The organism is Candidatus Pelagibacter sp. RS39 (assembly GCF_002101315.1).
In the GTDB taxonomy this organism is placed as follows: domain Bacteria; phylum Pseudomonadota; class Alphaproteobacteria; order Pelagibacterales; family Pelagibacteraceae; genus Pelagibacter.
Window position 1 is genome coordinate 819,451 of the sequence record NZ_CP020777.1, and the last position, 19,588, is coordinate 839,038.

A 19,588-nucleotide genomic window follows, 5' to 3' on the forward strand; every position below is an offset into this window, starting at 1 on the left:
ATGTTTAGAAATCTTTTTTTAAAATCTAGCGCGCTTTTTATAGGGCTATTCTTGCTAATTTTTTTAGCAGTTCCTATTTTTCAAGTTTTTTATGTTTCATTTTTAGACCAGAACGGCCATTTTACTTTATTAAATTTTTATGATTTTTTTCAAAATGCTTTATTCATAGAGTCATTTTATAATTCTTTTTACGTTGCAGGGATGTCTGTTGTCCTTTCATCAATATTTGCTTTGCCTTTAGCTTACTTCACTTCAAGATTTAATTTTAGAGGTTCTGTTATAATTCAAAGTCTAGGATTTATTCCTTTGATTATGCCCCCATTTGTTGGGGCCGTTGCTATGAAGCTTCTTTTTGGAAGTAATGGTTCTATAAATTTAATCCTTAATGACTGGTTTGGTTTCAAAATACCATTTATGGAGGGTCTTAATGGGGTAATATTTGTGGAGTCCATCCATTATTTTCCATTCATACTTATTAATTTAATCACAAGTCTTAATAATATTGATCGAACAATGGAGGAGTCGGCTCAAAATCTTGGAGCAAAAGGTTTTGGTTTATTCAGAAGAATAGTTTTACCTCTTTCCATGCCAGGTTATGTTGCTGGAGCAAGTTTGGTTTTCTTAAAAGTCTTTGATGATCTTGGAACCCCTTTACTCCTAGATGTAAATACCATGTTAGCTCCACAAGCTTATCTTCGAATTTCTTCAATTGGTATTAATGATCCAATGGGTTATGTTATTGGTGTTATTTTAGTTTTAACATCTGTTTCGGCTGTTTGGGTTGCTAAATTAGCTTTGGGTGGAAAAGATTATTCTATGCTTCAAAAAGGTGGTGGTGGAATGATTAAAAGAGATTTTCTACCCTACCAAAAATATCTAGCTTATTTTGTTGTGTTCTTTATTTTGTTTTTGGTTTTGTCACCTCATATAGCATTAACACTTTTATCATTTGGAACAATTTGGTCGTTCAGTGTACTACCAGATGCTTATACATTGAGTCATTATAAAGACGTTTTTGAAAATAGCGTCTTTATAAAAAATACAATGTTATATTGTTCAATAGCTGCATTTATTGATGTCGTCCTTGCTTTCTTCATTTCATACATAGTTTTAAGAACAAAAATTATTGGAAGACAATTGTTAGACTATGTAGCAATGAGTGCACTCGCAATACCTGGTTTAGTTTTGGGAATCGGTTATTTAAGAACTTTTTATTCTATAAACTTACCTTGGAATGATACCCCACTAGCTTCTTGGTGGTTTATGATAGTTATTGTTCTTGCTGTAAGAAGATTACCCTATGCTCTAAGAGCATGTAACGCAGTTCTAATGCAAATAAGTAAATACTTAGAGGAGTCAGCTGAGTCTTTGGGGGCACAGAAGATCTCAATATTTAGAAAAATATTAATTCCACTTATGACAGGAGGATTGTTAGCTGGTTTTATTACAAGTTTTTCAACAGCAACAGTTGAATTATCTGCAACAATAATGTTAGTTTCAACAGAATCTGATGCACCACTTGCTTATGCAATATACTCTTACATGCAAACAGCTGCAGGACGAGGACCAGGGGCAGGTTTTGGTGTAATTGGAGTTTTAATTGTTGCAGTAGGAACTTATCTCTCACAATTAATTATAGAAAAAAAATATAAACAAAGAGGTATGGAGGCTAAGATAGATTAATGAGTAGTTCAATTATTGAGATAAAGAATATCAATGTTTCTTATGGGTCTAATCATGTTTTAAAAGATGTTAATCTCAATATTGAAAACAAAGATTTCTATACTTTCTTAGGACCTTCGGGCTGTGGAAAAACCACTTTACTTAGACTAGTTGCTGGATTTGAAAAATCAAGCTCAGGAGAACTTTTCATAGATGGGAAGGAAGTAAGTAATTTAAATCCTTGGGAGAGAGATGTTGGGATGGTTTTTCAAAATTATGCTTTGTGGCCTCACATGACAGTTTATAAAAACATTTGTTTTGGACTTGAGGAAAAAAAAGTTAATAAAAAAGAGATTGATATAAGAGTTGATGAAGTATTGGAACTAGTAGATCTAAAAGATTTAAGAAATAGATATCCTTATCAATTATCAGGTGGTCAACAACAAAGAGTAGCTTTGGCTAGGACTTTGGTGGTCAAACCAAAAGTTTTGTTATTAGATGAACCATTGTCAAACCTTGATGCAAAATTAAGGGTACAAATGAGAAAAGAACTTCTAGATCTCCATACAAAAATTGGAATTACAACTATTTTTGTTACGCACGACCAAGAAGAAGCAAATTCCATGTCAACTAATCTAGCAATTTTAAATGATGGTGTTGTTCAACAAGTAGGAAAACCCGTAGATCTTTATAACAACCCTGCAAATACTTTTGTTGCAAATTTTCTAGGCACAACTAATGTAATTTCTGGAACATTTAAAAATAATATTTTTACTAGCAATAACGGATTAATAATCAATGATATTCCTGACAATCAAAACGCTACTAGTATTTTACTGAGACCTCAAAATCTATATTTTGAAAATTTTGATACTAAGTTACAAAATTTTACTGCAAAAGTTAAAAATCAGGAATTTCTTGGAAATATCATAAGATATTCAATTGAGGTTAAAAATCACTTGTTAACAGTTGATACTTTACACGAAATAAATAAAAAAATTTTTTCACCTAATGAAGATATCAAAATTTACATAGACTCCTCTAAAATAAAAGCTTTATAATTAGTTAAAACTGTATTTCTTTTCTAGGTATTTTATTACGTTGTGAATGATAAAAGTCATAAATAGATAAATTCCACCAGCAACTATAAATACTTCAATTGGTTTAAAAGTTGTTGAAATTATATATTTTGCAACACCTGTAAGGTCCATTATGGTAACTGTGCTCGCTAAAGAAGTTCCTTTCATCATCAGGATAATTTCATTTCCATAAGCTGGTAAAGATTGTCTAACAGCGATAGGTATCTGAATTTTATAAAAGATTACTTTATTTGAGATACCTAAACTTTTACCTGCCTCTATTATTCCAGGTTTAATTGTTTGAAATGCTGATCTTAATATCTCTGAAGTATAAGCACCTGTGTTTAGAGCAAAAGCAATAATTGCACACCAATATGGTTCTTTTAAAATTACCCATAAAACTGTTGATCTCAAATATTCAATCTGACCTAATCCAAAATAAATTATAAAAATTTGAACCAAAAGTGGAGTGCCTCTAAATACATACGAATATCCATAAGCAAATCTATTGATAAATATATTTTTATTTAATCTTAGAATTGCAAAAAATAAGCCAATGAATAATCCAATTATTAAAGAAACCGAAAGAAGTTTTAAAGTTATTACAGCAGCATTAAGTAACTTTGGGAAACTATTAATCATTAATTCAAGATCCATCAATACCCCCTACTATATTTAACTTCTAATCTATTGATTAATTTCATACTCACAAAAGTAAGTAATAAATATAAAACTGCAGCAAATGAATAAAAGAATAATGGATCTCTCGTTGATCCAGCAGCAATATACGACTGTCTCATGATTTCAACTAAACCTGTAACTGAAATTAGAGAAGTGTCTTTTAGAGTTATCTGCCAAACATTACTTAGATTTGGAATAGCTAATCTTAATGTTTGAGGTAAAATAATTTTAAAAAATTTTCCAAATTTATTTAGACCTAATACATTTGCAGCTTCGAACTGGCCTTTATCAATTGATTGTATTGCTCCCCTAAAAACTTCTGTTGAATAAGCTCCAGAGATTATTCCGATTGCAAATGCACCTGTAATGAACGCATTTATTTCAATATATTCATTATAACCAAACATTGATGCAACAAACATTACTGCACCAGTTCCACCAAAAAAGAAAAGGTAAATTACTAATAACTCTGGAACACCTCTTATTATAGTTGTGTAAGAATTGGCGATAAAATTTAAAAACTTATTTTTTGATAATTTTAATGGTGTAAAGATTAAAGCAAAAAGAAAACCTACAAACATTGCTGTTATTGAAACAGCTATTGTCATCAGGGTTGCATAAAATAATTCATCACCCCAACCAGTATCTCCAAATGCTAGAAGTTCCATACAGATTGGCGACTATACATGATAGTCGCCAAATCTAAAATTTAATTACATAGAAGCGTCGAAACCAAACCACTTAGTAGCAATTCTACTAATGTCTCCGTTTTTTCTCGCTTTATTGATAGCGGCGTTAAACTTTTTCAAAAGTTCAGTATCATCTTTTCTAATACCTACTCCAACACCGTTTCCAAAAGCACCACCAGAGAAAGTTGGTCCAGTTAGTACAACTGGCTTACCTGATTTTTCTGCATAATCACTGAATGCAACAGCAGCAGCTAATGCAGCATCACATCTTCCAGATGCTAAATCTAAGTTAACTTCGTCTTGTGTTTTATAAGTTCTTACATTTACTTTTCCTACATCACCTGAGTCTAAAAAGTTTTGGTGGATTGTAGCAGTTTGTACACAAACAGTTTTACCTGCTAATGCAGCTGTAAGTGTTTTAAGAGCTTTTTTAGCTGCAGCGTTTGGTTTAGTAAGGTTTATTCCAGCAGGTGTATCTAAACCTTCTAGACTAGATCCTTTCATAACTGCTAAAGATGCAACTTCATCAGCGTAACCTTGAGAAAAGCTTATAGCTTTTTGTCTTTCTGCAGTAATTGACATTCCTGCCATTATTGCATCAAACTTTCTCATGATTAAAGCTGGAATCATTCCATCCCAATCTTGTTCAACTATTACACATTGTTGTCCAATGTATCTGCATAGTGTGTAAGCTAATTCTACTTCAAATCCTATTAACTTACCTGCTTCATTTTTTGAGTTCCATGGAGGATAAGCACCCTCTGTTCCAATTCTTATTTTATCAGCATTTACATTTCCTATTACCAATAGAGAAAGTAAAACTGAAAAAATAGTTTTCTTGAATATATTCATTGTTATCTCCTTTAATTAAAAAAATAGTATTTCACAAATTGTGGATATTAAAAAGAAAAAATTAATGATTTATCGAAGAAGAAAAATTCCAAGAACAATCAAAACTAGGTATGTAAACTCTGGATAAATTAGTGTTTCCAAAATGATGATTAAATACATTCAACCAATTTTCAACTTGAAGAGGTTTTTTGTCCTGACTTCCTACCTGTGCAGTAATAACTCCTTTAGGTTTAAGTATTCTTACTAAAGAGTCCATATTTTTAGCAGCAAGATCTATACAAAACTGGTCATCATTTAGATCAACAAAAATATGATCATATGTATCTTCGTTTACCGTTTTTATACTTTCAAAGGCATCACCCCATACACATTTAACAGAATTCTTTTCTGTAGATTTTTTTCCAATATCACCAAGGTGTTTATTGCAAACTTCTACAACTTCTGGATCTAGCTCATACCAATCTATAAAATTAAACTTTTTTGAAATACATTCCCTTGCAACACCGCCATCACCACCACCGATTATTGCTGCTCTCTCGTTTTTTTTATTTAATTTCAGGCCTGCTCCTACAAAAGTTGAGCTATATAAATGTTCATCTGAAGAAGCAACTTGTATTTCACCATCGATAAATAGAGATTTTCCAAATTGTTCTAATTCTAAAATTTCAATGTGTTGACCAACTTTTGATTTAAAATCTTCTAGAACTTCATTTACAACATATGATTTTTGTAATCCAGGTGAACTATAAATATCATGGTAAAGAGATCTGGTATCTCTATTAAATTCTTTTTTAACTATACGCTTATGTTCAAATTCTTTTTTAACAATATCGATTGCTACTGATGGGCTTATTTTTCCACAAGTAAAAAAATCAAAACTAATTATTCCATTTTCTGGAAATGTATGAAAACTGATATGACTTTCAGCTAATAAAGCTAAAATAGTAAAACCTTGAGGTTCAAATTTATATTTTGAAATATTTAAAATAGTTACATTAGCTGCTTTAGCTATTTTATGTATAACCTTTTCATAAACTGCAGGATCATACTCTTTTGTAGTGCCTATAATATCTAAAGTAATATGCTCCCCAACTTTAATCATCTTACCCTTTTTTATAATTCTTGGCTTTATCTAAGACTTTTCTCATTTCTTCAAATGAAAGAATCTTAGGTTCACCTAACTTTAGTGCAATAGTGTATTGATGACAAATATTTTCTATCTCTTGTGCAAGTTCAAATGCATCCTCTAAATTTTTTCCAAAAGCAACCTGACCGTGATTAGACATTAAACATGCGCTTCTATTCTCTAAAGCTTTGATAATATTTTTAGATAACTCTTCAGTTCCAAAAGTAGCGTATTCTGCACATTTAATGTCTTCTCCGCCCGCAAGAGCAATCATATAATGAAAAGGTGGAATAGGTTTTCTATGAGAAGATACAGCTGTAGCGTGTGGAGAGTGAGCATGAACGATTGCATGTGCTTCTTTTTTGTTTATATAAATATCTCGATGAAATCTCCATTCAGATGAAGGTTTATTAACTGAGTCGTTTTTTTCTTCTACATCATTTAAACTCATAAAAACAATATCCTCAGGTTTTAGTGTTTCATATTTTTTTCCTGATGGAGTAATTATGTATCCCTCTATATCATTCTCCGTTACTCTCAATGATATATTGCCTGATCTAAGAGGTGAAAGATTTGTAGAATTTAATTTCAACGAATACTCAATAATTTGATTTCTTTGAATTAAATTCTTCATTTAAATAAATCTTTAAGTCCTTTTTCCGATGCTTCACACACACCTTTTTCTGTGATTAAGCCAGTTACATATTTTGCAGGTGTTACATCAAAAGCCAAATTCATAGCTTTACTTTTTTTTGGATAAATTTGTATTTTCTTTATATCTCCTTTTTCATCTAAACCTTCCATGTGAGATAATTCTTCTGAATTTCTTTCTTCAATAGGAATATCTTTATGGTTTTTGATATTCCAATCAATTGTTGAACTTGGTAATGCAACATAAAAAGGAATCTTATTATCATGAGCTGCTAGTGCTTTAAGATAAGTTCCAACTTTATTACATACATCTCCATTGGCTAAAGTTCTGTCTGTTCCAACAATACACATATCAACCTCTCCTCTTTGCATCAAAATTCCACCAGTGTTATCCGTAATAATTGTATTTTTTATTCCTTCTTCATTTAATTCATATGAAGTGAGATTTGCACCTTGATTTCTTGGTCTAGTTTCATCTGCCCAAACATGAACGGGAATTCCTTTTTTGTGAGCATGATATATAGGAGATGTTGCTGTTCCCCAATTTATAGTTGCAAGCCAGCCTGCATTACAATGAGTTAAGATATTTACTGTGTTTTTTTTCTTATTATAAATTTCTTCAATAATTTTAAGACCATTTAATCCTATATTTTTGCAAAATTTAATATCTTCCTCACAAATTTCGTTTGCCTCGTTAAGAGCAATTTTTAAAATTTGATCACTATTGACGCCTAATAATTTATTCATCATTCTTTCAACTGCCCACTTTAAATTGATTGCTGTTGGTCTTGAATTAATTAGATCTTCGGCAGATTTCTTTAAAAAAGATTGATCATCATTTTCAATTATAGCTAAAACTAATCCATAGGCAGCAGTTGCTCCTATTAAAGGTGCACCTCTAACTTCCATTACTTTAATTGCATTAATTGAGTCCTTAATTGTTTTAAGATCTTTTATTATAAATTGGTGTGGAAGTTTTGTTTGATCAATGATTTTTACAACATTATTTTCAAACCAAATAGTACGATACTCTTTTCCTTCTATCCTCATTGTTTTAAAACTCTACCAGCAACATTTTTAAGTTTTGCTATTGTCTTTTTGGTTCTTTTCTCAGGTGCTGTGATAATAGCCACATCCAAACAATTATTAGTTGGATCATTAGGATCAATATGATTTTCAAAGTTTTCTATTAAATTTTTGATCATATTTTTTGCTTTGGCAGCATTATCTAATAAAACTTTCACTACTTGTTTAACATCTACATTTTCATGATCAGGATGCCAGCAATCATAGTCTGTAACCATTGATACGGATGCATATCTTACCTCTGCTTCTCTAGCTAATTTTGCTTCTGGCATATTAGTCATCCCAATCACATCTGCTTTCCAAGATCTATATAAATTTGACTCTGCTAATGTTGAGAATTGAGGTCCTTCCATCACAACGTATGTGCCATTTCTTTGATAATCAATTTTTTCTTTTTTGATTGCTTCCTCACATGCATTCATCAAACCATTAGATGTTGGATGAGCCATAGAAACGTGAGCAACAATTTCATCTTCAAAAAAAGTTTTCTCTCTAGCAAATGTCCGATCAATAAATTGGTCAACAATGACAAATTTTCCAGGTGGCAAGTTTTCTTTCAAAGATCCCACAGCAGAAACTGATACAATATCTGTCACTCCCAATTGTTTTAGAGCATCAATGTTAGCTCTAAAATTAATTTTTGAGGGAGATATAAAATGACCTCTACCATGTCTTGGTAGAAAATAAACTTCTTTATTATCATATTTAGTTTTTAAAATTTGATCAGAAGGATTTCCCCAAGGGGTTTTTAAATCAATTAATTCTCTATTAGTAAATTCTTCAACATCATAAAGTCCGCTGCCACCAATTATAGCTAATTTATTTGACATATTATAATTAATTAAATTCATTATAGTATAGTGATAATATTTAAACATGAAAATAAATTCATACAAATATGAAACTTTATTTGTAACTTTAGTGATCCTATTTGGGTCGATCTTAAGAGGTTACAATATTAATTTTAATGACTTTTGGTCAGATGAAATGGTAAGTTTTTATCTTTCAAATCCAAGTTTGAATTTCTTAGAAACTATAAAATTAATCTTTGGGTCTAACATGATGGTTACTTATGAAGTAACTTTAAAGTTTTTTCATAAAATTTTTGGATATAACATTGAATATTCAAGATACTTAACGCTAATTTTTAGTATTGTTTCCATTTTCTATTTTTACAAGCTTATAAGAAATAATAAAAACTACTATAGTGCCATTTTAGGAATTGTTTTATTGTCAATTAATATTTATCATATTCGGTATAGTATTGAACTACGCTCTTATACACTAACTTTTTTATTAGCATTAATTTTACTAAACTTAGTTTTTTTTAAGGGAAAAATTCGAGAATTTAAAAATTTTTTTTCTTACCTTTTAATTTTTATAATTTCTTTTTTAATGCTTTTCAGTCATGCCTTTTCAATAATTATAATAATATCTATCAATTTTTATATTCTCTTGCTTTGGGTGATTGAGAAAAAAGTTAAAAAAAATGATATCTTTTTATTTTTGTCTACTTCGATATCATCTCTTTTATTTATATTGATATACCTAAATAATATTTCCCATACTCCCCCTTGGTTACCAGAGTTTAAAAGTTCTTTTTTTACTAATTATTATTTTTCCTCTTTTTTTGGTTCAAGGATTTTGGGGTTAATACATTTGTTAGTCTTACTTTATCTAATTATAAGTCAATTCAATCACGTTTTAAAAAAAATTGATATAGAATTATTTTTTATTATTCTTTTTTTTTCAACGTATATAATTCCAATTACTTATAGTTTTATTTTTGAACCTGTTCTTATAGATAGATATATATTTTTTGTTTTAATACCAATACTTTATTTGCTAAGTGGCTTAAGTTTAGATTTAAAAAATATCAAGAAAAAATATATATTTATTTTTCTATTAGTAGCTCCAAGTTTTTTTAATCATTTTACAGAAAATACCTTCAAACAATTCTATACAGATATTTATCCATCAAAACCAGAAGTTGGGAAATCACTAGAATACATGGTAAAAAACAATAATTTAAATTATTCATTTGTTTCTGTAAAAAATAATCCTCAAAATATTAATTTGGTTTACGAAAACTATCTAAAAAAATATACAGAAAAAATAAGTAAAAATTTTAATTACTTTGATTATACCAATAATTCTAAATTACCAGATAATCTATGGCTAATTTATTTTACAGACATTACAGATAAAAAATTTAGTAAACCAATTGAGCTAGAAAATTATAAAATAAAATCAAATAAAATATTAAATCATCTAGAACTGTACCAATTAAAAAAAGTTTATTAAAATGTTTTTTCTTTTATTTCGAATAAAAATTTTTTTTTAGTATTAAAAATTCTAAACATCTTAACAATACAAAAGGAAATAAAACCAATTAAAGATCCAAATCTTAATGGATAAAAATGATAATTTTCAATCATATCAAACCATAAAATGAATAATTTCCTTACATCATAATTGCTTTTTCCTTCGAATCTTTTTTGATGATAAACTTTAATATTAGTAATTTTTTTTGCTTCTCTCAAAATTAAACTATCAATAAATGGTATTTTAGGGTTGTAACTTATGAATCGATCTTTAACATCTCCTCTAATTCCCTTCAATGAAGAAGTATAAATCTTAAATGGTTTATCAAAAATAAAACTTGAAAAAAAATTATTAACTGTGCTTACAATTATTTTCCAATAAACGTGTTTTCTTTTTAAATAAAGAGTGTAGCATGCATCGTACAAATCTAATTGATTGTAAATATCTATTAGGCTTTGTGGCGGATGTTGTAAATCATCATCCATTATTATTATCTTACTTCCAGTTGAATATTTTAAACCTATAAAAATAGCTCCATGTTGCCCTACATTATATTTTAAATCTATTCCTTTTATAAAACTAAACTCTTTTGAAATTTTTTTAATTTTTTCCCAACTATTATCTTTACTAAAGTCATTTATTAAAATTATCTCATAATTTTTTTCAAATCTATCAAACAAATTTGAATTAATCTCAAATATAAGTTTTTCTAAAATTTTAGAACTATTATAAACGGGTATTATTATAGACAATTTCATCATAAATATTATAAATAAATAATTATTAATTTTTTAAGATACATTTATTGAAAAAAAAAATTTTAATTTTTGGAAAAAATAGTTTCATTGGATCTAATTTATATACATTTTTAAAGAATAAACACTTTGTAAAAATAGAGAGCTTAAATTCAAAATCATTAAAAAAACTTAATAATTTTGATTATATAATTAATTGCGCGATAAACAAAAATTACATTAATAAGGTTTATTCAATAAATAATGATTTTGATTTTAAAATTTCAAAGAACCTCAATAAAAATACCAATTTTATTTTTTTAAGTTCAAGAAAAATTTATAAAGCCAAATCTAATATTTTTGAAGGATCAAGAATTAATTGTTTAAATAATTATGAAAAAAATAAATACATAACAGAAAAAAAAATTTTAGGTATAAAAAAAAACAAAAGCATTATTTTGAGAATTTCAAATATAATTGGATTTAAGAAATACAATCCAAGAAGATCGCATCATACTTATCTTGATTATCTAATTAACAAAGTTAAGAAAGGAGAATTCATTTTAAATCAAAATGAATTCAAAGATTTTCTTGATATAAATACGTTTTCAAAAATAATTGACTCAATCATCACAAAAAAATTATTTGGAATTTATAATATTTCTATGGGAAAAAGGGTTTACTTAAGAGATTTGAATAATTGGTTATTAACTTCATATAAAAATAAAAAAAAATTAAAAATTATTAAACTCAAAAATAATGAGAAAAATCAATCTTTTTATTTGAATAATTCTAAACTCAAAAAAAAGATAGGCCTTAAAATTAATATCAACCAGCTTCGAAAAGAATGTATAAAGTTAAGTAAAAAATTATTTAAGTAAAAATTAAAATTTATGGACCTAAAGAAATATATAAGATCAATACCTGACTATCCTAAAAAAGGTATTCTTTTTCGAGATATCACAACTTTGATAAAAAATGAAATAGCTTTCAAAGAGAGTATTGATCAAATAGTTCAGAGATCAAAAAAGTTTAATTTTTCAAAAATTGCGGCAATAGAGTCAAGAGGTTTTGTGTTTGCCTCTGCAGTTTCCTACATCTTAAAAAAACCATTTATCATGTTAAGAAAAAAAAATAAATTACCATCAGACGTATATTCTGTGGACTTTGATTTAGAATATGGATCTGCAACTATCGAAATGCACAAAGACTCAGTAAATGAAAAAGATAAAGTCTTAATTATAGATGATTTAATTGCAACAGGTGGAACAGCTGAGGCTGCTGCAAAATTAATAGAAATTTCAAAAGGAGAGGTTGCAGGTTTTATTTTTGTGATTAATTTGTTTGATCTGAAAGGAACTGATAATTTAATTTCAAAAAATTACAAAGTCGAAAATTTAATAGAATTTCCTGGTCATTAAATATTAATTTTAGGTCTATAAAAAGATTCTTTTCCTAGAGCAGCATTTAAAAATCCATATATTCTATATAAGTATATTTCTTTTTTTCTCTTATTTATAAAAAAATACAAAAGCACTTTAAAAGTTGCTGAAATAAATATAGGACATACTTTAAAAAATGCATTTAAATAACCATGATGTTTTTTATTAAAATAAAATTTAGACCAAACCCAGTGCCAATTTCTTGATAATTCTATTTCGTATTCATATTTTTCATCAACAGCTTTTGCACCAAGATGTTTAATTTTTGATTTTGGAGCGATGTAAATATTTTCATCATTTTCAATTATTCTTTTACATAAATCATCATTTTCTAAATAAAGAAAAATATTTTCATCAAAATATTTATCTTTAAAATTTTTTAATTTTTTTAATCTTGAAAGATTTAAAAGCATCGCAAACCCATCAACACTCTTTACTTTAAAAGGTTCATTTTTTTTATTTACAAAATCTTCTCTTTTGCTCATTTTATAGTTTGGGTAATTTTCTTCCTCCATAATTGGTGAAATTATAGAAAATGTATCAATTTTTTTAGAAGCAATTATGATTTCATCAATTGTATCATTTCTTAATACAACGTCAGGATTAAGAACAAACCCATAATCCGTATCAATTTCACTTAGTCCGTAATTATTACCAGCACCCATACCAAGATTTTTCTCTGATAATATACAACGGACATTATTATATTTTTTTTCAATTTCATGTTTAAATGATTTATTATTCGAGTTATCAACTATAATAATTTTGATATCCCTTGGTATAGAGCTTATACAGTCATGAATTACTTTATCACTCATAAAGCTTACAATAATTATTGTTAAATTTTGCCTAGATATTGACATATGATCAATGTAATCAACTATACTAATACTTTTTACTAATGTAAAAATAAATCAATCAATGAAAAAAATAATTGTAACAGGTGGATTAGGTTTTATTGGAAGTAATCTAATTGAATTATTAATCAAAAAAAATTATTTTGTTATTAATATTGATAAAATCACCTATTCATCAAATCTCTATAATGTCAAAGAATTCAAATTTCTTAAAAACTACAAATTTATCAAATGTAATATAGGGGATAAAAAATTTTATAAAATTTTAAATAAATACAAGCCATCATGTATATTTAATCTAGCTGCTGAAACGCACGTAGATAGATCTATTGATAATCCTGCTAACTTTATAAATAGTAATATTGTAGACGTTTATAGATTATTAGAGTCTTTTAAAAAATTTGTTAAAAGACATAAATGTAAGTTAATTCATATTTCTACTGACGAGGTTTATGGTGATATTTTAAAAGACCGCTCTAATGAAAAATTTCCATACAATCCTAGTTCACCCTACGCGGCAAGTAAAGCAGCCTCAGATCATTTGGTGAGTTCTTATGTTAGAACTTACAAAATTCCAGCTATTGTAACTAATTGTTCAAATAACTATGGGCCAAAACAACATCCAGAAAAATTAATACCAAAATTAATTTATAATATTCTAAATAACAAACCACTACCAATTTATGGAAAAGGTACAAATTCAAGAGAATGGATTTATGTGAAAGATCATTGCGAAGCTCTAATTAAAATTTTTTTAAAAGGTAAAATTGGAGAATTTTACAATATTGGATCAAATAAAAATTTGAATAACTTACAAGTATGTTCCAAATTAATTAATGTTTCAAAAAGATTAATAAAAGTAGGAAATAATGTTAAAATAAATTTTGTTAAAGATCGTCCAGGTCACGACGTTAGATATGCATTAAATAGTAATAAGATTAAAAAAAAACTCGGTTGGAAACCAAAAATTAATTTTTCAGAGGGGATTAAATTAACATTTGAATGGTATACTAAAAATAAAACGTACTACAAAAACTTGTCAAAAAAAGATATTGTAAAAAGATTAGGGAAATTATGATTAAAAAAGGAATTATTTTAGCTGGTGGTAAAGGTACTAGGATGAGTCCATTAACAAAAGCAGTTAACAAACAACTTCTTCCAATTTATGATAAACCTTTAATTTTTTATCCTTTGTCAATCTTAATGCTTGCGGGAATAAAAGACATTTTAATTATTGTTAATAGAGGACAATTATATCAGTATAAAAAACTTATTCCAAATGGAAATAATTTGGGATTAAAAATAACTTATCTTGAACAAGATAAACCAAGGGGTTTACCAGATGCGTTTGTAATTGGGGAAAAATTTATTGGCAAAGATAACGTTGCAATGATCTTAGGAGACAACTTTTTTTACGGTCAAAACCTCACCACAAAACTTCTAGAGAATACAAAAATAAAAAAAGGTGCGAGAGTTGTTTTACATAAAGTTCAAAACCCTGAAGCATTTGGAGTAGCAAAAGTAGATAAAAAAAATAAAATCTTATCTATTAAAGAAAAACCCAAAAAATTCTTATCAGATTTAGCAATAACAGGATTATACTTTTTTGACAACAAAGTGGTAGAATTAGCAAAAAAACTTAAGCCATCAAAAAGAGGTGAGGTAGAAATTGTTGATTTGTTGAATTTCTATAAATCACAAAAACAATTAAGTGCAGATATTATAGGAAGAGGTGGAGCCTGGTTAGACACAGGTTCAATAGAGGATTTTTATAAAACATCAGCATTTGTGTCAGCTATAGAAAATAGACAAGGATTTAAAATTGCATGTCTTGAAGAAATTGCCTTAAATAATAAATGGATTTCAAAGAAACAAATATTCAAGGCAATTAGTTTTTATGGAAACTGTGAATATTCGAATTATTTAAAAAAACTTATTAAGTGATTGGTAGCGGGAAGTGGGATCGAACCACTGACCTCGGGCTTATGAGTCCCGCGCTCTAACCAACTGAGCTACCCCGCCATTAAATTCACGTTGATATATACTACTTATTTTTTTTCTTTCAAACAAGAAATCCAAGAATTGTGTTTAATAAGCCTTTCTTAGTGGACCACCAGTGGACCAAAATTGGACCAAAAATTCTGGTCCAGTGGAAGCCCGTGCGTTATTTATTTTTTTATTGTCCAACCATTTTTTTTTAATGCTTTAATCAAGTTTTCACGCATCTGATCTCTTGATGTTTTTTGATCACCTATCTTTTCAAAAAATACAGGTTCTAATCCCCTATCCTTCTTTGATTTAAAATAGTTTTTTATTGATTGTATTATTATTTTCATTTGCCTCCTTTAGCGTTGTGTTTAAAGTCCCAGCAAGTAGAGTTATTTTCTAAATCAGGACTATATAATTATAATTTATCTTCCGTAATTAGCAATTAATTCTTTGAATTTTAATTTATTAACTACTTTGTAAACACTATATGTTTTTTGGTATAGTGGCAGGTGATCAGTGTTTATTTTTTTTAAAATTTTGTCATCTGTGTATCGTAAAAAAAGGTTCATTCTTATATTTTTGTTATGATATTTAATTGTATTTGCATAATAAGTTTTAAGGTTTTTCTTCAGTTTAGTAGTATTTTTTTCACTTGATATAACAGAGTCTATTTCTAATGCGTTATTAAATTTTTTTAGGTTTTTAATTTTGTAAAATACATATTTATGTTCATGAGTTTCTATAGATTTAAATTTTTTTATTAATTTCTTGTATCTATTCAACCATTGTTGAGTGACAAAAAAATTATAATTTCCATAAATGAAGTTAGAATGTTTTTGAATATACATTTTATCTTTTTGTAATTTTTTAACCTCAGATACTTTCTTAAAAAGTGATAAAAAGTAAGGTTTTTGATAATATTTTAATAATCTAATTGTATTTTCTGCAGGATTTAATTCAAATTTATAAAAAATTCCTCTTTGTGGAATTTCGTAAATTCCTTTTTTATTTATATCAGCTCTGGAAAAAAAATTTTTTAGTTCATTAAATCTTAATATTTTTTTTGTTGATAAATATTTAAAAAATGATGATTTATCAATATAGGTAACATTTTTTCCCCTTTTCGAGTAATATTTTTGAACTTTGAAACCCTGATTTTTAAAATAATTTGCTGTTAGATCTCTTTCATAAAGATTAATACCTCTTGGCTTTCTTAATATGCTCAATATATCGTCCATTGAAATAATCTTTTGTAGGTCAACCTCTTTTTCAAAATAATTAACGCCCAGATTATCTTTAATTTTTTTTTCATCTAAATCATAAAGATTTAGAAATTGTCCAGCTTCTCCTGAATAAATTTTTCCCTCTGGTTTAATTTTTTTCCAAAAATTTCCTGCAGCTGAAGATATACCAAACTCTCTTTCAATATCTTTCATAATTTTAAAATTATTTTGGAAAGGTAATGTCTCACCTTCTATTCGCCAAATAAATCCGATTTTATTTAATTCTTGAATATTTTGATCACTTAAATTATTCATAAGTTTTCTTCTTTTTGTTAATCTAATTTTATGAACCCATTTTGCTAATTCCTTAAACTCACCTTTGGCATTTAAAGGTACATCACAATGTTTATGCTTATCTTTAAATTTAAGTAACAAACCTAACATATCATCCCAGTTATTCCTGAATGACTCAAGAACCTTTAAAAATATATGCCTTTCAAAATTTTTAATTGGTATTTCATTATCAACAAAAATAATTTTATTCCTTAGTTTTCTGATAACTTTTGTCAGGTATCCTTTTCCTCTTTTAAAAGATCTATTTGCCTCTTCTAAAAGCAAATCTAATTTGTTATCCTGTTCTCTTAATGCATCAAGAGTATCTGATATTGTATCATATTGAGATCTCTTAGCTGCATCCGTAATTCTTTCACCACGAAATTTTTCAGAGAATATTGGAACTATAACGTAACCATATTTTTTATCTTTTCTGTGTCTATTCCGTACAGCTCTTCCTAATGACTGAACAATATCTATTTTGCTTCTTTTTGGACTAACATATGCTATTGCATCGACTTCTGGAACATCCACTCCCTCAATTAAACATCTTGCATTTGCAATTAATCCTTTTTGATTATTTTTAAAATCATTTATAATTTCTTCTCTCTTTATACTATCCATTTTTGCCTCAATATAATTGCAATAAAAATTCGGTAGGAAAGTTGAGATATCTGTATTGTTTATACTTTTTTTAGCAAAAGACTTTGCCTGTGGAATTCTAGAATGAAAAGTAAAAATTTTAGATAAATTAAAATCGTTAATAGCTTTTTTTAAAGCAATTTGATGTGCAACCTGATCAGAAAGGATTCTATTTTTTTTAACAATAGTTATTGAATTTCTCCTAAGTTCTTCACTAATTTCAGCGTCTTTTGCTTGAGTTATTAGAATTTTAAAATCACTAATTGCACCAAGCTTATGAGCATCTGAAAAATTTAATCTATAACAAACATTTCCGTAGACATCAGGATTATTCATATTAAATTTTATTTTAGGATTTCCAAACTCATCAACAATTTTGCTGTTATAACTTTTTTGAGTGGCTGTGAAAAAAACTCTTTTTTTAATTGATATATTTTTATCTAATAAACCAAGATTAAACGATGTCTCTTGTTTATTTATTGAAAAACTTGTTGTTCTGTGAGCTTCATCAAAAATACCAATGTCAAAAGTGAAACCTTTGCACGCTTTGGCAACAGCTTCTGATGAATGGTAAGTTGTAAATATAATTTTAGTCGATCCATCCTGTTTTTTTATAAACTTCCTAATTTCTTTTGGATCAGTATCAATTTTGAAGTTTAGATCTTTTTTTAATAATTTAATTTTATCAAATGATCTTGGTTCAGTTTTATCTGAACACACAGCAAATGAAGTAAGGTTATTTATTTTTGAATTAGAGAGCCACTCTCCCCTAAGCTGTTTTAGTAAAGCTATTGATGGTACAAAAACTATTATATTTTTTGCTTTGACTTCCTCAATATACCATAAAGCAACAAATGTTTTTCCTGTACCACAAGCCATTAAACACGTTGTTCTGTCTGAATTTTTTAATTCTTTAATAATACCATCTATTGCTTCTCTTTGATAAGGATCTACTTTTTTTTCTTGAGCAATTAAATTCTTTCTATTGTTAAAAATTTTATTTATTTTATTTATTTCTTTTTCATTTAAATTGTGAAAATCATTTCCTCTAAAAGCTATATTGTTTCCTCTTTTGAAATATTCTTCAGCTATATAATTTGCATTTGTAAATAAAATTCTTTCTTTAGCTTTGGAACTTTGATCTTTAAAACCTTTAAGTTCATCGTACTCTAATTTTTTTGAGCTTCTAAATTTGACCTGATAGGGAATTATATTGTCATTTTTATCAATTATTATTCCATCTATTCCTTTATCTCTTCTAGGTATTTGAAGTTTTTTAAAAACAAAATTAGGAAAATTTTTCTGCGATGCATATACTTTTTTTATGTTAAATTGTTTTGTGGTTTTAAGGAAAGCCTCTATATAAACCTCAAAAATTTGTCCTTTATCATCGTCTTCAATGGACAGTTTGGCTAGTGACCTTTCAAAGTCTAAAAAATTTGTAAATGTAAAATATTTTTCATCTATTTTGAACTTATTGGGATGATTTAAACTCATAAATTTAGTTTATCAGTGGACCACCAGTGGACCAATATTTATGTTTGCTTTAATTAATAAGGAAATTTAGGGGATCGAACCACTGACCTCGGGCTTATGAGTCCCGCGCTCTAACCAACTGAGCTACCCCGCCTTTTTACTTTGTTGATTTATAATATCTATAAATTTTGATTCAATAATTATTAATCATTAAATTCATGTATTTTTGATTAAATGTTTGGTTTTAGCTAAAGACAACCAAACCAAATAAAATTAAACCTGTAGAAGCTGCAGCAGAAAAATAAAACTTTTTTCTTATTTCTTGTTTTTTATCTAATTTTACTCTGTTTAAAAGAACATTTATATCCGTACTTCTAGAAGTAGTTTGTGTATTGTCAGATACTGTATATTTCGAAACAAGTTTTTTTCTTATAGAATTAGTTAGATCTTTCATAGGGCGTAATAAAGCATCCTTTCAAATAATTAGCAAATAAAATTATAAAGATAGAAATATTCCAATAGAACCTAGCAACAGAATACAAAATGAAAAAATGAAAATATTTTTTCTTAACTCCTTACCCTGTTGTGCTTCCAGTTTTGACTTTAAAACGTTGATATCAACTCTTCCGGAACTAATTTTGTTTGGAGTTAAAGGCTTTTCAGAAACACTAATATCATTTGGGGTCTCAATATTTTCAGTATTCTCTGTAAAACCTTTAGTATTCATACCTTAATTAAAAC

At 27.6% G+C, this 19,588-nt stretch carries 20 protein-coding genes and 1 tRNA gene; 7 read left to right on the plus strand and 14 right to left on the minus strand.

Annotated features, from left to right (window positions below; all coding sequences use genetic code 11):
• Together B5L73_RS04435 and B5L73_RS04440 are read left to right on the plus strand one after the other, a co-directional pair.
• Entirely contained in the window at positions 1-1,683 is a 1,683-nt protein-coding gene (locus B5L73_RS04435) for an ABC transporter permease (RefSeq protein WP_085148411.1), read from the plus strand.
• Complete coding sequence (locus B5L73_RS04440; RefSeq protein ID WP_085148415.1) at positions 1,683-2,723, plus strand: ABC transporter ATP-binding protein; 1,041 nt, start codon at positions 1,683-1,685, stop codon at positions 2,721-2,723. Before B5L73_RS04435 ends, B5L73_RS04440 begins: the two co-directional genes overlap by 1 nt.
• Here the strand turns inward: B5L73_RS04440 and B5L73_RS04445 are convergent, their stop codons facing one another.
• The 7 genes from B5L73_RS04445 to B5L73_RS04475 form a co-directional block, all read right to left on the minus strand.
• Positions 2,724-3,398, minus strand: coding sequence for an ABC transporter permease (locus tag B5L73_RS04445; RefSeq protein WP_085148418.1), 675 nt, complete (start codon positions 3,396-3,398; stop codon positions 2,724-2,726).
• Entirely contained in the window at positions 3,398-4,090 is a 693-nt protein-coding gene (locus tag B5L73_RS04450) for an ABC transporter permease (protein WP_085148421.1), read from the minus strand. The genes B5L73_RS04445 and B5L73_RS04450 overlap by 1 nt, the downstream gene beginning before the upstream one ends.
• Positions 4,091-4,135: 45 nt before the next feature.
• Complete coding sequence (locus B5L73_RS04455; protein ID WP_085148423.1) at positions 4,136-4,963, minus strand: transporter substrate-binding domain-containing protein; 828 nt, start codon at positions 4,961-4,963, stop codon at positions 4,136-4,138.
• A 61-nt stretch (positions 4,964-5,024) separates the two neighbouring features.
• Positions 5,025-6,065, minus strand: a complete 1,041-nt coding sequence (speD, locus tag B5L73_RS04460; protein ID WP_085148426.1) for an adenosylmethionine decarboxylase — start codon at positions 6,063-6,065, stop codon at positions 5,025-5,027.
• Between the two features lies 1 nt (position 6,066).
• A complete protein-coding gene (locus B5L73_RS04465) occupies positions 6,067-6,723 on the minus strand; it encodes a class II aldolase/adducin family protein (RefSeq protein WP_085148429.1) in 657 nt (218 codons plus the stop codon).
• Complete coding sequence (mtnA, locus tag B5L73_RS04470) at positions 6,720-7,790, minus strand: S-methyl-5-thioribose-1-phosphate isomerase (RefSeq protein WP_085148432.1); 1,071 nt, start codon at positions 7,788-7,790, stop codon at positions 6,720-6,722. The genes B5L73_RS04465 and mtnA overlap by 4 nt, the downstream gene beginning before the upstream one ends.
• Positions 7,787-8,656 (minus strand): S-methyl-5'-thioadenosine phosphorylase, encoded by an 870-nt coding sequence (locus tag B5L73_RS04475; protein ID WP_085149632.1) that lies wholly within the window; start codon positions 8,654-8,656, stop codon positions 7,787-7,789. The genes mtnA and B5L73_RS04475 overlap by 4 nt, the downstream gene beginning before the upstream one ends.
• 46 nt (positions 8,657-8,702) lie before the next feature.
• Between B5L73_RS04475 and B5L73_RS04480 the strand changes: the two genes are divergently transcribed.
• Positions 8,703-10,130, plus strand: a complete 1,428-nt coding sequence (locus B5L73_RS04480) for a hypothetical protein (RefSeq protein ID WP_085148434.1) — start codon at positions 8,703-8,705, stop codon at positions 10,128-10,130.
• Here B5L73_RS04480 and B5L73_RS04485 read toward each other — a convergent pair.
• Positions 10,127-10,912: a glycosyltransferase gene (locus B5L73_RS04485; RefSeq protein ID WP_085148437.1), complete on the minus strand. Its 786-nt coding sequence runs from the start codon at positions 10,910-10,912 to the stop codon at positions 10,127-10,129. The two genes, B5L73_RS04480 and B5L73_RS04485, sit on opposite strands and share 4 nt — an antisense overlap.
• A 44-nt stretch (positions 10,913-10,956) precedes the next feature.
• On the opposite strand from B5L73_RS04485, the gene B5L73_RS04490 reads away from it, so the two are divergent.
• Complete coding sequence (locus B5L73_RS04490; protein WP_198150112.1) at positions 10,957-11,766, plus strand: NAD-dependent epimerase/dehydratase family protein; 810 nt, start codon at positions 10,957-10,959, stop codon at positions 11,764-11,766.
• 12 nt (positions 11,767-11,778) lie between these two features.
• The gene (locus tag B5L73_RS04495; RefSeq protein ID WP_085148443.1) at positions 11,779-12,306 is read left to right on the plus strand and encodes an adenine phosphoribosyltransferase; all 528 of its coding nucleotides are present in this window, start codon (positions 11,779-11,781) and stop codon (positions 12,304-12,306) included.
• On the opposite strand, the gene B5L73_RS04500 is transcribed toward B5L73_RS04495, so the two are convergent.
• Complete coding sequence (locus B5L73_RS04500; RefSeq protein WP_085148446.1) at positions 12,303-13,190, minus strand: glycosyltransferase family 2 protein; 888 nt, start codon at positions 13,188-13,190, stop codon at positions 12,303-12,305. The genes B5L73_RS04495 and B5L73_RS04500 overlap by 4 nt on opposite strands.
• A gap of 58 nt (positions 13,191-13,248) precedes the next feature.
• On the opposite strand from B5L73_RS04500, the gene rfbB reads away from it, so the two are divergent.
• Positions 13,249-14,262, plus strand: a complete 1,014-nt coding sequence (gene rfbB / locus B5L73_RS04505) for a dTDP-glucose 4,6-dehydratase (RefSeq protein WP_085148449.1) — start codon at positions 13,249-13,251, stop codon at positions 14,260-14,262.
• Positions 14,259-15,128 carry a glucose-1-phosphate thymidylyltransferase RfbA gene (gene rfbA / locus B5L73_RS04510; RefSeq protein ID WP_085148452.1) on the plus strand — a complete coding sequence of 290 codons (870 nt, stop codon included), beginning with the start codon at positions 14,259-14,261 and terminating at the stop codon, positions 15,126-15,128. The genes rfbB and rfbA overlap by 4 nt, the downstream gene beginning before the upstream one ends.
• Before the next feature lies 1 nt (position 15,129).
• Here the strand turns inward: rfbA and B5L73_RS04515 are convergent.
• The 5 genes from B5L73_RS04515 to B5L73_RS04530 all read right to left on the minus strand — a co-directional run bounded on the left by B5L73_RS04515 (position 15,130) and on the right by B5L73_RS04530 (position 19,574).
• A tRNA-Met gene (locus B5L73_RS04515) sits at positions 15,130-15,206 on the minus strand.
• Positions 15,207-15,352: 146 nt separating this feature from the next.
• A complete protein-coding gene (locus B5L73_RS06440; RefSeq protein ID WP_157101080.1) occupies positions 15,353-15,520 on the minus strand; it encodes a hypothetical protein in 168 nt (55 codons plus the stop codon).
• A gap of 75 nt (positions 15,521-15,595) precedes the next feature.
• Entirely contained in the window at positions 15,596-18,868 is a 3,273-nt protein-coding gene (locus B5L73_RS04520) for a DEAD/DEAH box helicase (RefSeq protein ID WP_085148454.1), read from the minus strand.
• Positions 18,869-19,091: 223 nt separating this feature from the next.
• The gene (locus B5L73_RS04525; protein ID WP_085148457.1) at positions 19,092-19,301 is read right to left on the minus strand and encodes a hypothetical protein; all 210 of its coding nucleotides are present in this window, start codon (positions 19,299-19,301) and stop codon (positions 19,092-19,094) included.
• A 42-nt stretch (positions 19,302-19,343) separates the two neighbouring features.
• On the minus strand, positions 19,344-19,574 hold the full coding sequence (locus B5L73_RS04530) for a hypothetical protein (protein ID WP_085148460.1): 231 nt from the start codon (positions 19,572-19,574) through the stop codon (positions 19,344-19,346).
• Positions 19,575-19,588 lie beyond the last annotated feature (14 nt).